General features: G+C 46.6%; 13 protein-coding genes. All 13 read left to right on the top strand.

Annotation, left to right across the window (positions count from 1 at the left end):
• The first annotated feature begins 342 nt into the window (after positions 1-342).
• The 13 genes from flhD to AC3WQT_RS06485 all read left to right on the top strand — a co-directional run bounded on the left by flhD (position 343) and on the right by AC3WQT_RS06485 (position 12,406).
• Positions 343-660: a flagellar transcriptional regulator FlhD gene (gene flhD, locus AC3WQT_RS06425; protein WP_110254236.1), complete on the top strand. Its 318-nt coding sequence runs from the start codon at positions 343-345 to the stop codon at positions 658-660.
• Between the two features lie 39 nt (positions 661-699).
• Positions 700-1,254: a flagellar transcriptional regulator FlhC gene (flhC, locus tag AC3WQT_RS06430; RefSeq protein WP_492702959.1), complete on the top strand. Its 555-nt coding sequence runs from the start codon at positions 700-702 to the stop codon at positions 1,252-1,254.
• Positions 1,255-1,269: 15 nt separating this feature from the next.
• Entirely contained in the window at positions 1,270-2,076 is an 807-nt protein-coding gene (locus AC3WQT_RS06435; RefSeq protein WP_492702960.1) for a class I SAM-dependent methyltransferase, read from the top strand.
• Positions 2,077-2,195: 119 nt separating this feature from the next.
• On the top strand, positions 2,196-3,056 hold the full coding sequence (motA, locus tag AC3WQT_RS06440; RefSeq protein WP_423010310.1) for a flagellar motor stator protein MotA: 861 nt from the start codon (positions 2,196-2,198) through the stop codon (positions 3,054-3,056).
• Positions 3,057-3,073: 17 nt separating this feature from the next.
• Complete coding sequence (motB, locus tag AC3WQT_RS06445; protein WP_492703128.1) at positions 3,074-3,997, top strand: flagellar motor protein MotB; 924 nt, start codon at positions 3,074-3,076, stop codon at positions 3,995-3,997.
• 96 nt (positions 3,998-4,093) lie between these two features.
• A complete protein-coding gene (locus AC3WQT_RS06450) occupies positions 4,094-4,642 on the top strand; it encodes a chemotaxis protein (RefSeq protein WP_492702961.1) in 549 nt (182 codons plus the stop codon).
• A gap of 51 nt (positions 4,643-4,693) precedes the next feature.
• The gene (locus tag AC3WQT_RS06455) at positions 4,694-5,059 is read left to right on the top strand and encodes a response regulator (protein WP_110253733.1); all 366 of its coding nucleotides are present in this window, start codon (positions 4,694-4,696) and stop codon (positions 5,057-5,059) included.
• A gap of 50 nt (positions 5,060-5,109) precedes the next feature.
• Complete coding sequence (gene cheA, locus AC3WQT_RS06460; RefSeq protein WP_492702962.1) at positions 5,110-7,143, top strand: chemotaxis protein CheA; 2,034 nt, start codon at positions 5,110-5,112, stop codon at positions 7,141-7,143.
• A gap of 35 nt (positions 7,144-7,178) precedes the next feature.
• Positions 7,179-7,688, top strand: coding sequence for a chemotaxis protein CheW (locus tag AC3WQT_RS06465; protein WP_423010313.1), 510 nt, complete (start codon positions 7,179-7,181; stop codon positions 7,686-7,688).
• A gap of 76 nt (positions 7,689-7,764) precedes the next feature.
• Entirely contained in the window at positions 7,765-9,525 is a 1,761-nt protein-coding gene (locus AC3WQT_RS06470; RefSeq protein WP_492702963.1) for a methyl-accepting chemotaxis protein, read from the top strand.
• Between the two features lie 247 nt (positions 9,526-9,772).
• The gene (locus AC3WQT_RS06475) at positions 9,773-10,666 is read left to right on the top strand and encodes a CheR family methyltransferase (RefSeq protein WP_492702964.1); all 894 of its coding nucleotides are present in this window, start codon (positions 9,773-9,775) and stop codon (positions 10,664-10,666) included.
• Positions 10,667-10,669: 3 nt separating this feature from the next.
• Positions 10,670-11,278, top strand: coding sequence for a chemoreceptor glutamine deamidase CheD (gene cheD / locus AC3WQT_RS06480; protein WP_186951606.1), 609 nt, complete (start codon positions 10,670-10,672; stop codon positions 11,276-11,278).
• Positions 11,279-11,329: 51 nt separating this feature from the next.
• Positions 11,330-12,406 (top strand): protein-glutamate methylesterase/protein-glutamine glutaminase, encoded by a 1,077-nt coding sequence (locus AC3WQT_RS06485; protein WP_492702965.1) that lies wholly within the window; start codon positions 11,330-11,332, stop codon positions 12,404-12,406.
• Positions 12,407-12,415: the final 9 nt, after the last annotated feature.

Below are 12,415 nucleotides of genomic sequence, written 5' to 3' on the forward strand. Positions count from 1 at the left end.
AAAATATTTTTAAATTTTCCCTAAAGTTTTCTAAAGTACTGCCGTTAATGAATATAAGACGATATGGTAAAAGGTCTATTTTTACGCAAGTCGTTGTTTTAATTGGTATTTTTTGATTTGGCCACTTTCGCTGATTCAAAAAAATAAAAATCTGTTTTCTACGAAATTTCATTTTGTAGATGTCTAAATTTGCCTGTAGGATATTTTCCTACGGCATGCCTTCGTTTTTTTCTTGGTTTAAATACGGAATCTCGCTTATACAGCCACTTTTCACCAGCCTGCACAATGTATCTCACTGGCAACGCAAACATGCCGCTGATAACAAAACTGGAGGGTGGGAAAATGACGCAGAACGATATGATGGCCGAGATTCGGGATGCCAATTTGAGTTATTTGATGTTGGCACAACAAATGATTCGCGCTGATAAAGCGACCGCTATTTTCCGTTTGGGCATCGGCAAGGAAATCGCAGACCTGATTGAAGGTTTGAATAATGCCCAGATTTTGAAATTGGCAGGTTCCAATATGATGTTGGCGCGTTTCCGCTTCGAAGATAGCTCCATTTTGTGCATGTTGACAAATTACAACAAGGAGCGTGCGCTTGCGCATTCCCATGCTGCGATCTTGATGGCTGGTCAGCCAGTTGAAGAAATCCATTAATTTGTCGGGCATTTAAATCAAGGCGGATGGAGAAAAATCATGGCAAGCAAAAGCGTAGTAAATGAAGCTCACGAAATTCAATTGGCGATTGAGTTGGTCAATCTGGGTGCCAGATTGCAATTGCTGGAATCGGAAACTTCTTTGTCGCGTGAGCGTCTGCTGAAGATTTACAAGGAGTTGAAGGGTGTATCTCCACCAAAAGGTATGCTGCCTTTTTCTGCCGACTGGTTTATTACATGGCAGCCCAATATCCATTCTTCCCTGTTCATGAATATCCATAAATATCTGCGTGAACATGCCGGTGTTGATGGTATTGACGCGGTGATCAAGGCATATCGCCTGTATCTCGAACAAGTGCCTGTCCCTGCAGGTGAGGAACCAGTATTATCACTGACACGTGCATGGACTTTGGTTCGCTTCTTTGAAGGCAAAATGCTGAGTTTTGCAAAATGTTGCAAATGCGGTGGGCATTTTGTTGCGCATAGCCTGGATTTGCATGATGATTATGCTTGTGGTTTATGCCACGTCCCGTCACGGGCAGGTAAAACAAAAAAAGCAAAAGATGCGGAGGCCGCGCTGGAAATGGTGGCATAAAATTCAGGAGGAGCCTTGGAGGTAGCATCATCAAAAACCCGCAAAGGCAAACTCCTACCGGATGACGGAGTCTTCTCTTCGCCCGTTTTTCTGGCCTTGCTCATACAATTGCTTGCATTTGGCCTGTCTTATTTGCTGTACGCCACCGACCGGTGGCAGTTTGGCGGCATACTTTCCCCTTATTTGCTACTCATTATTCACGCCAGCCTGGCTGCCTTGGTGAGTTTCTTGCTGCGCATGAGTTGGTGGTGGTGGCTCATACAATTCATTTTTCCCTTCGCAGTCGTCACTTCGCTGATTTTTCAGTTGCATCCAGGTGTGAGTCTTGCAATCTTTGTGCTCATGGTATTGTTGTTTTGGTCAACTTACCGTACACAAGTTCCATATTTTCCTTCCAAATCCAGTTTGTTGCCGTGTATTCTTGAGCAACTACCTGCGCATGATGATTTGTCTTTTATTGATATTGGCAGTGGCTTTGGCGGTGTGTCTGTCAGTCTTGCCAGGCTACGGCCGCAACAATCTTTTTTTGGAGTGGAGGTGGCGCCGTTCCCATGGCTGGTCAGTTGGCTCAGGGCTAAATTGGCTGGTCACAGGGTTCACTTCTATCTAAAAGATTATCTGCAACTGGATTTTGCTGAGTTTGATGTCGTGTTTGCTTACCTGTCACCAGCGGCCATGCCTGGCTTGTGGGAAAAAGTCAGTGCTGAGATGCGGCCAGGTACGCAATTCATGAGTTATGAGTTCAAAGTGCCTGGTATTGAGGCGGATTTAACTATAAAAAGCAATGCGAATGACCCCGTTCTTTATGTCTGGCGCATATAATGCATATAGTGAAATGTATTCCTGAAGCAATATTTAACCTTCCATTTCTGGTGAATGCTTCAGGTCTGAGGTAGTGTAGTCGATATTATAAAAAAATCCTCTCTAAGGAGTAAAAGCTCGTGTTAGTTATCGTCGGCTATATCATCGTATTGGGCTCAGTCTTTGGTGGCTTTGTTTTGTCCGGTGGGCATATCGCGGTATTGTTTCAGCCCCTGGAATTGCTGATGATAGGCGGCGCTGCGGTTGGCGCTTCTCTGGTCGGTAATAATGCGAAAACCCTGAAGGCCACCATGAAGGCACTTCCAGGTGTCCTGAAAGGCTCAAAATATACAAAAGCCTTGTATATGGAGCTGATGACGATGCTGTTCGATGTTCTGACCAAGGTTCGCAAAGAGGGGCTGATGTCCATCGAGGGTGATATTGAGCGCCCTGAAGAAAGTCCGCTTTTCAGTAAATATCCTGCAATTGTCCACGATCATCATATGATGGAGTTTATCGGGGATTATTTGCGCCTGATGGTTTCAGGGAATATGGATGCCTTTCAAATTGAAAATCTGATGGACAATGAATTGGAAACCCATCATCACGAAGGCGCAGTTCCTGCACATTTCATTGCCAAGTTAGGTGATGGCTTGCCTGCTTTCGGTATTGTGGCTGCGGTGATGGGGGTGGTGCATACGATGGAGTCTGTTGGTATTCCACCATCCGAACTTGGTATCTTGATTGCCCATGCTCTGGTTGGTACTTTCCTGGGTATTTTGCTCGCTTATGGTTTCGTCGGGCCGCTGGCTGGTTTGATGGAGCAGCAACTGGATGAGTCATCCAAGACTTTTCAGTGTATCAAGGTGACGTTGTTGGCGAGCTTGAACGGTTATGCACCGGCTTTGGCGGTGGAGTTTGGCAGGAAAGTATTGTATTCGACTGAAAGGCCAACTTTCACTGAGTTGGAAGATCACATTAAGCAATCGAAATCTAAATAATAAAAACTGGATTGATGATGGCAAGCGAAGAATTACGACCAATTATAGTCAAGCGCATCAAGAAGGTGGCCGGTGGCCACCACGGTGGTGCCTGGAAAATTGCCTACGCCGATTTTGTGACAGCGATGATGGCGTTTTTCCTGTTGATGTGGTTGCTTGGTTCTACTGCCAAAGGTAATTTGAACGGCATCGCTGAGTATTTTCAAACTCCTTTGAAGGTGGCGATGGCGGGTGGTGATGGCAGCGGCGATAGTTCCAGCGTGATCAAGGGCGGTGGTAAGGATTTGAGTGCGCGTGAAGGGCAAAGCCGTAAAGGCGAGATTGACACGCAAAAGAAAACCTACAACCTGCAGGCTGCAGAGGCTGCTCTGGCAAAAGTAGAGGCAGAACGGCTGAAGGGCCTGAAGTCTAAAATTGAAGCGGCCATCGAATCCAACCCTACACTGAAGCAATACAAGAAACAGCTTTTGCTTGATATCACGACTGATGGTTTGCGTATTCAGATGGTGGATGAGCAAAACCGCCCCATGTTTGCGTCGGCCAAGGCAGATTTGCAGCCCTACACCAGAGAAATTTTGCACGAAATTGGCAAGGCGCTTAATGATGTGCCTAACCGCATCAGTTTGTCGGGCCACACCGATGCTGCGCCTTATGGTAGTGGTGAGCGTGGTTACAGCAATTGGGAATTATCTGCTGATCGCGCCAATGCATCCAGGCGAGAGTTGATTTATGGTGGTATGGATGAGTCCAAGATGTTAAGAGTGGTTGGGCTTTCCTCTTCCGTGCTGTTTGATAAAAAAGATCCTTTGAATCCGATTAATCGAAGAATTAGCATTATCGTCATGAACAAAAAAGCAGAAGAGTCTGCTTCACAGGACGGCGGCTCTATCGAGGTCGCAAATCAGTCTGACTCAAGTGCTGAAATTTCAGTTAAACCTTGATAAAGCAAGATATTTGCAAGAGACAAGCAAAATACAAGAAAAATACAAACAAGACGCAGCATCATTAAGTCAATATGCATAGATAGGATGCTTAAGATGTCCAAAAAGAAACTGTTGGGTTCTCAGGTTAAGCAACTTTTATCAGGTGTGTCTGATCACGGAAATGCACATTTGCTGGAGGTTGAGACTGACCTTGCGCAAACCACCATACTGTTGGGTGAGGCGATAGAGAAGCTGGGCGTCAGCTTCATGGCGCTGCATGCGGCAATATCGAGTGAGCAGGAAGAAATCAATTTAATCGTCAGCTCGGGCGGTGTTTCAGATGACAGTGTGTTGCGACTCAAGGTTATACAGGAAGATATCGCCAAACATATCAGTTCGGCCGTGACCAGCTTGCAATTTCAGGATTTGACCAGTCAGTTGATTTCACGAACTCTGCAAAGATGTGAAGGTTTGCGTGAAGTGCTGGGGACCTTGGGTGTGGTCGGTAATGATATTGAACATGATGGTGAAACAGACGAATTGACGGCGTTGTTGCGCGAGACTACCGTGCGCCTGGAAAAGCAAAGTGCGGATCTGAAGAATTTGTTACGTAAAGCAGTGCATCAAAAGCATATGGATAGCGGTGACATTGAGTTATTTTAAATCAAGTGGCGGCGATCAGAAGCTGCCTACAATTCGTATAACGGAGTAAATATGGCCAAGACAATTTTAGCTGTGGATGATTCTGGCTCCTTGAGGCAGATGGTAGCGTTCAGTTTAAAAGCAGCTGGATATCAGGTAATAGAGGCAGTGGATGGTCAGGACGGCCTGGAGAAGGCACGTAATCAGGTTGTTGATCTGGTACTCACAGATCAGAACATGCCACGTATGGATGGTCTCACCCTGATCAAGTCTCTGCGTGGATTGCCGTCGTACGCACGCGTACCTATCCTGATGTTGACGACAGAGTCAAGTGACGACATGAAGGCAAAAGGCCGTGCAGCCGGTGCGAATGGCTGGTTGGTCAAACCTTTTGATCCACAGAAGTTGACTGAAGTAGTTAAAAAAGTGATTGGCTGAATTAATGGCCTGGTGTCTGGGCAAACAAATGTAAATCACGGAGCTTAATAATGACGATTGACATGAGTCAGTTTTTCCAAGTGTTTTTCGACGAGGCGGAAGAGCTTCTTGCCGAGAAGGAAAAATTGTTACTTGCCGTCGATATCTCTTCGCCAGATCCAGAGGACTTGAATGCCATATTCAGGGCAGCTCATTCCATTAAGGGTGGTGCTTCGACCTTTGGTCTTACAGATATGACAGAAGTGACGCATATACTTGAGTCACTGCTGGATAAAATCCGCAAAGGGGAAATGGCTCTGACTGGCGAGCACGTAGACGCTTTTCTCATCGCCAAAGATATTTTAAAAATGCAGCTGGACGGTCATAGATTGGGCACGCCCGTTGACCAGGACGCTGTTGCGGATGTAAGGATGTTGCTGCAATCCTTATCGCAAGATGCCGTACCTGTGCCTGCACCTGCTGCGAGTTTTATCAGTCATCAATCCAGCATGGATCATGCCGATGTCGTATTTAAAACGGCATACAAAATTGAAATGCCAGATGTATCTGAAGCTGATGCAGCAGCCATCATGTCTGAACTTGGACTCCTGGGTGCGATTTCACGCCTGGATAATAATGGCAAGAATGTGGTTCTGGCCTTGCGTACCAATGAAAGCAAGGACGATATCGTATCGATTTGCTCTTTCATTCTGAATCCTGATACGCTGAAAATTACAGAAGAACAGATCGCCAATTTACCTGTAAGGAAAGCAGAGCCTACAGAGGATGAACTTGGATACGGGTTCTTTGAACCTCTGGAATCCATGTTCCCGCCAGAAGAAAACAAGGCAGAACCTGCCTCTGAGAAAGTGGTGGATGTTGTTGTCGCTGAAAAGCAAGTGCAGCAAACTGAGAAAAAAGTGGAAAAAGCTGCCACTTCTCAAGAGTCTTCAACCATACGGGTTGGCATAGAAAAAGTTGATCAGCTGATTAACCTGATTGGCGAACTGGTTATTACCCAGGCCATGCTGGAGCAGCGCACGCAAGACCTTGATCCGATTGCGAATGAACGACTGTTAAGCAGTGTTGCTCATTTGACGAGGAATACCCGCGACTTGCAAGAAGCAGTCATGTCCATACGCATGATGCCCATGGATTATGTTTTTTCACGTTTCCCGCGCATGGTCAGGGATCTGGCCAGCAAACTGGGGAAAAAAGTCGAATTTGTTACCTATGGCGCTTCGACCGAACTTGATAAAGGCTTGATTGAACGTATTGTTGACCCGCTTACGCATCTGGTCAGAAACAGTATTGATCATGGTATAGAAATGCCGGCTGCCAGGACGCAAGCTGGTAAAAGTGAGACCGGTAAATTGTCTCTGTCGGCAGTGCATCAGGGCGGTAATATTGTGATCGAAGTCAGCGATGACGGCGGTGGATTGCACAGGGAAAAAATTCTTGCCAAAGCCAGGCAAAATGGTTTGACGGTTTCCGATTCCATGAGCGATAGCGAAGTCTGGTTGCTGATTTTTGCTCCAGGTTTTTCTACCGCAGAGACGGTAACGGATGTTTCTGGCCGTGGTGTTGGCATGGATGTGGTCAAACGTAATATCGCTGCCATGGGCGGTGTAGTCGACATACGTTCAGCAATGGGATACGGCACGACGATTACCATTTCCCTGCCATTGACGCTGGCCATTCTTGATGGCATGTCGATTAAATTTGGCAACGAGATTTATATTCTACCGCTGGGCTTTGTCATGGAATCGCTGCAGCCAGCCCAGGCAGATATTAAAGAGATCAGTGGCAAGGGCAAAGTGGTTAAAGTACGCGGTGAGTATCTGCCACTGGTACCTTTGTACGAGTACTTCGATATTGAGCCCAAGTATACGAACCCATCTGATGGCATCGTTGTGATCGTTGAAGTAGATGGTAAAAAAGCTGCTTTGTTTGTTGATGATCTGGTTGGACAGCAGCAGGTTGTCGTGAAAAATATAGAATCAAATTACAAGAAGGTCCCTGGGATCTCTGGCGCAACTATCCTGGGTGATGGTGGCGTTGCACTTATTTTAGATGTCGCCGCTGTGTTGCGTACTGCGCGATGAAGATTGAATTAGAAATTTAAGACGAGGAAAAAGAAATGGCGCAAATTTCACAGGGTAGTGATCATGCTTCGAATGACGGGGCTAAATCTGATATTGCCGGGCATGAATTCCTTGCTTTTACTTTGGGTAATGAAGAATATGGTATCGACATACTCAAGGTCCAGGAAATACGTGGCTATGAAGCCGTTACGCGAATCGCCAACGCACCAGATTTTTTGAAGGGTGTCATCAATTTGCGCGGCATTATTGTTCCCGTGGTTGATATGCGTATCAAATTCAACTTGGGTACGCCTACTTATGATCAGTTCACGGTCGTCATCATTTTAAATATTGAAGGACGTATCGTTGGTATGGTCGTTGATAGCGTCTCTGACGTCACGACTTTGTTACCAGAGCAAGTCAGGCCTGCTCCTGAAATGGGGACTACATTCAGCACTGATTTCCTGATCGGATTGGGTACTCTCGATGACCGTATGTTGATATTGGTGGATATTGATAAATTGATGTCCAGTCCAGAAATGGGATTGGTCGATACTGCTGCATGATGTCCTGGTTTCTCTGAGTGGCTACTGATAATAAATGTAGACATAGGCACTAACTAAAAAATAAATAGGAGACACTATGAATCTGAGAAATTTTAAAATTGGTACCCGTCTAGGAGTGGGCTTTGCACTGATACTGGTGGGCCTGATCTCGGTAATTTTATTTGTTAACGCCTTGAGTGGTAACAACCGCAAGGCCATGATTGAAGGCTTGAATCTGGCTGCTCAAAAACAGGTTCTGGCCAATGCCATGAAAAGCGCTCTGTTTGAGGGTGGTATAGCCATGCGCAATATCGGCATACAGTCAGATGTCGGTGAAATGCAAAAAGAAGAAACCAAGGTCAAGGCACAAAGAAAAAAATATGAAGATGCAAAAGAAAAAATTGCCTCTCTGGGCTTGAATGAAGAAGAAAAGAAAATCCTTGGCGACATTGCCAAAGTTGATAAAGAAATAGAAAAACCATTAAAGGACGCGGTAGGGCAGGCTTTGGCATTTAATGCAGAAGGTGCCGCAAAAATTATTGCAACGGTCATTGACCCGTTAAGTTCTAAATCCATACTGGAAATGAATAAGCTGGTTGATTTGCAGGATGTTGCATCCAAACAGGTTTTTGAAAATTTTGCGGCAGCAGGCGCAAAACTGACAATCTGGCTGTATGTCATTCTCTTGTCTGCCGTGATAGTTGGGGCATTGTTTGCCTGGACTATTACCCGCAGTATCACGCAGCCTTTGCAGGAAGCGCTGAGCCTGGCTGAAACTGTCGCAGACGGTGATTTACGTAGTCAGGTGACGGTATCTGGTCATGACGAAGTAACGTCCCTGTTTCAGGCCTTAAAGAACATGAATGACAATCTTGCCTCTACCGTTGGTCAGGTCAGGACAGGTACAGAAACCATCACCGTTGCCTCTCAAGAGATCGCCTCAGGCAATGCCGATTTGTCGAGCCGCACAGAATCGCAAGCCAGTTCTTTGGAAGAGACAGCCAGCTCCATGGAAGAGTTGACCAGCACAGTCAGGCAAAATGCTGATAATGCGCGCCAGGCGAATCAATTGGTGGTTTCAGCTTCCAGTGTCGCGGTCAAAGGTGGTGAGGTGGTGGGGCAGGTGGTCAATACCATGGGCTCGATCAAAGAAAGTTCACGCAAAATCGTTGACATCATTGGTGTCATTGATGGCATCGCCTTCCAGACCAATATCCTGGCGTTGAATGCCGCAGTAGAAGCCGCCAGGGCAGGTGAGCAAGGACGTGGTTTTGCCGTGGTAGCGGCAGAAGTGCGCAACCTGGCACAACGCAGTGCAAGTGCCGCCAAAGAAATCAAGTCCCTCATCAGCGACTCGGTAGACAAAGTCGATCAGGGTAGTAAGCTGGTAGACGAAGCAGGCAAGACCATGGATGAAATTGTCACCAGCGTACAGCATGTGGCCGACATCATGAGCGAGATCACGGCAGCCAGCCAGGAACAAAGTTCAGGCATAGAACAAGTGAACCTGGCGATTACGCAAATGGATGAAATGACGCAACAGAATGCGGCATTGGTTGAGCAGGCAGCGGCTGCGGCAGAGAGTATGGAAGAGCAGGCGGTTGCATTGGCACAGGCAGTCAGTGTATTCAAACTGAATGGAAATGCAGCGCAAATCAGTCAGCAAGCTAAACCAGTTGTCAGTAAAGCAGTGAGTAACAGCAAGCCTGCTACGAGTGCCAGGCCAGAAGTGAAGGCATTGCCCCGGGCAACACGTGCGACTTCTGCAACTCCGGCATCGACTGGAGCTGGTGCTCGTGCCAGTAAGCCGGTTGCCGAGCCAGGCAAGCGAACGGACGACGATTGGGAAGAATTTTAATTCAGGGGCGTAAGCTATAGCGAGGAAGGTATGATTTCTGTCTTAAAGCCTGGATACTTAGATAGCAAAGTGATTGTCATGTAACAAGCGTCATGTCACGTATGAAAGACGCTTGTAATTTAACTTAATTAACAGTAAATATTTTTCAGTCTGGCAAAATGTCTTTGTAATCTTGATTATCTGGATTTTTATTTGAAATCAGCTTTCGTCTCTAAAACAAGATGGGGAAAGTTTAGGAAAGCATTGAATGACGAAATCCATCGATAAAGCCAGATCAGACACTTCAAAGGAGTTTTCATTTAACTCCAAAGATTTTGATCGTGTCAGAGATCTGATTTACAAACGAGCTGGCATTTCTCTGGCAGATAGTAAGCAGGAAATGGTTTATAGCCGGCTTGCGCGCCGTTTGCGGGCGACTGGTATCAGCTCGTTTTCTGAATATCTTGATGGCCTGGAAAGTCATCAGATTGAATCTGAGTGGGAAGCCTTCACGAATGCGTTAACCACCAACCTGACTTCATTTTTCAGGGAAGAGCATCATTTTCCTATCCTTGCTGAACACATCGCCCAGAAAAAAGAGACTGTCAATATCTGGTGTTCCGCCAGTTCTACAGGCGAAGAACCTTATTCCATTGCCATCACATTGTGTGAAGCATTCGGAACCCTGCGCCCGCCTGCACACATCATAGCCACAGATATAGATACCAATGTGTTGGAAACAGCATCCCGTGGCGTCTATAACCTGGACCGTATCGAAAAATTATCGGCAGAAAGAACGCGTAAATTTTTCTTGAAAGGCAAGGGTGCTCAGGAGGGGTTGGTGCGGGTCAGGCCAGAGTTGCGCGACTTGATCACATTTAAGCAGTTGAATTTATTGGAAGATGGCTGGCCTTTGAGTGGTGAATTCGATGCGATTTTTTGCCGGAATGTCATGATTTATTTTGACAAACCTACGCAGGGTAAAATCTTGAAGAAGTTTGTCCCCTTGATGAAGCCAGACGGTCTGTTGTTTGCCGGTCATTCAGAAAACTTCTTGTATGTCTCAGATGATTTCAAGCTGAGAGGGAAGACAGTTTATGAACTGGGCAAATCCCATATGTCAGGCAACAGAGCGACATTGCGCAATTTGCAAAAAGGGTAATCCATGAGCCAGCTAAGTGAAGAGCATTTTGCGACGAATGTCTATTACGACAGGACTTTCGATTGTGATGCTGCCAAAATATTACCTGGTGAATTTTACTTCACCAACAAAGACATGCTGATCGTCACAGTGCTGGGTTCTTGCGTTTCTGCATGTATACGTGATCGTGTTTCCGGTGTCGGTGGAATGAACCATTTTATGCTGCCTGATAGCGGTGGTGATGCAGATAACCCAGTCTCTGCATCCATGCGTTATGGCACGTATGCCATGGAAGTGCTGATCAATGAATTGTTAAAAGCCGGTGCCAAGCGTGAAAACATGGAAGCCAAGGTATTTGGCGGCGGTAATGTCTTGCGTGGCTTTACAGCGATCAATGTAGGTGAGCGCAATGCCAAATTTGTACTCGACTATTTGCGGGCTGAAAGAATGCGCGTCATCGCTGAAGATCTCAATGACATTTACCCACGCAAAGTGTATTTTTTCCCCCGAACGGGCAAGGTACTGGTCAAGAAACTCAAAGTTGAGCATAACGATACCCTGAGAAGGCGCGAACAGGATTATGCCAGCAGGCTCAAGACAACTTCAGTTGGCGGTGAAGTTGATTTGTTCTGATTATTTGATGGTGTGACGTCAGTTTTAAGACGGAACGCGGAGTATTTGCGAATGAAGATAAAAGTATTAATTGTTGACGATTCTGCGCTGATCAGGAGTGTCATGAGCGAGATCATCAGCAGTCAACCCGATATGGAAGTGGTCGGCGTGGCCCCTGATCCTTTGGTTGCGCGCGAATTGATCAAGCAGACCAATCCGGATGTGCTGACACTGGATGTGGAAATGCCGAAGATGGATGGTCTCGATTTCCTTGAGCGTTTGATGCGCCTGCGCCCCATGCCCGTCATTATGGTGTCGTCACTGACCGAACGTGGTTCTGAGATCACCATGCGTGCACTGGAACTGGGGGCAGTTGATTTTGTCACCAAGCCCAAGTTATCGATACAAAGTGGCATGCTGGAGTACACTGAGTTGATCACTGACAAGATCAGGATCGCGTCCAAAGCCAGAATCAGACCAAGAAGTGCCCCAGTTGCAGTTGCCGGACAGGCGAATGTTGGTGTATTGCCACAAGTGCGCAATCCTCTGACCAGTAGTGAGAAACTGATTATTATTGGTGCCTCCACGGGGGGCACTGAAGCGATCAAGAACTTCCTGGTACAGATGCCCTCGGATTGTCCGGGAATTTTAATTACCCAGCATATGCCGGAAGGATTTACCCGTTCTTTTGCCAAGCGCCTTGATGGTTTGTGCAAAATTTCTGTGTCTGAGGCGGCAGGCGGTGAGCGTGTCTTGCCTGGTCATGCTTATATTGCTCCCGGCCATTCGCATCTGTTGCTGGGACGCAGCGGTGCCAACTATGTGACCCAACTGGATCAGGGAGAGCCGGTTAACCGGCATCGTCCTTCAGTCGATGTCTTATTCCGGTCTGCTGCTACCTATGCAGGTAAAAACGCCGTAGGCGTGATTTTGACAGGGATGGGGAAGGATGGCGCAGCAGGCATGCTGGAGATGAAAAATGCCGGTGCATACAATTTTGCCCAAGATGAAGCAAGTTGTGTAGTATTTGGTATGCCGCGTGAAGCAATAGCAATTGGCGCGACACATGAGGTTGGCCCTTTGAATGAATTGCCCACAAAGGTTCTGCATTACCTGGCTACACATGGTAGCAGAGCCCTGAGGGTGTGACGTTTTGAT

It is taken from the genome of Undibacterium sp. FW305-107 (assembly GCF_058788535.1).

Bases quoted from the DNA above. Each gene is read 5' to 3' on its own strand.
- flhD (WP_110254236.1), top strand. From the start codon at position 343: ATGACGCAGAACGATATGATGGCCGAGATTCGGGATGCCAATTTGAGT.
- flhC (WP_492702959.1), top strand. From the start codon at position 700: ATGGCAAGCAAAAGCGTAGTAAATGAAGCTCACGAAATTCAATTGGCG.
- motB (WP_492703128.1), top strand. From the start codon at position 3,074: ATGGCAAGCGAAGAATTACGACCAATTATAGTCAAGCGCATCAAGAAG.
- AC3WQT_RS06450 (WP_492702961.1), top strand. From the start codon at position 4,094: ATGTCCAAAAAGAAACTGTTGGGTTCTCAGGTTAAGCAACTTTTATCA.
- AC3WQT_RS06455 (WP_110253733.1), top strand. From the start codon at position 4,694: ATGGCCAAGACAATTTTAGCTGTGGATGATTCTGGCTCCTTGAGGCAG.
- cheA (WP_492702962.1), top strand. From the start codon at position 5,110: ATGACGATTGACATGAGTCAGTTTTTCCAAGTGTTTTTCGACGAGGCG.
- AC3WQT_RS06465 (WP_423010313.1), top strand. From the start codon at position 7,179: ATGGCGCAAATTTCACAGGGTAGTGATCATGCTTCGAATGACGGGGCT.
- AC3WQT_RS06470 (WP_492702963.1), top strand. From the start codon at position 7,765: ATGAATCTGAGAAATTTTAAAATTGGTACCCGTCTAGGAGTGGGCTTT.
- AC3WQT_RS06475 (WP_492702964.1), top strand. From the start codon at position 9,773: ATGACGAAATCCATCGATAAAGCCAGATCAGACACTTCAAAGGAGTTT.
- cheD (WP_186951606.1), top strand. From the start codon at position 10,670: ATGAGCCAGCTAAGTGAAGAGCATTTTGCGACGAATGTCTATTACGAC.
- AC3WQT_RS06485 (WP_492702965.1), top strand. From the start codon at position 11,330: ATGAAGATAAAAGTATTAATTGTTGACGATTCTGCGCTGATCAGGAGT.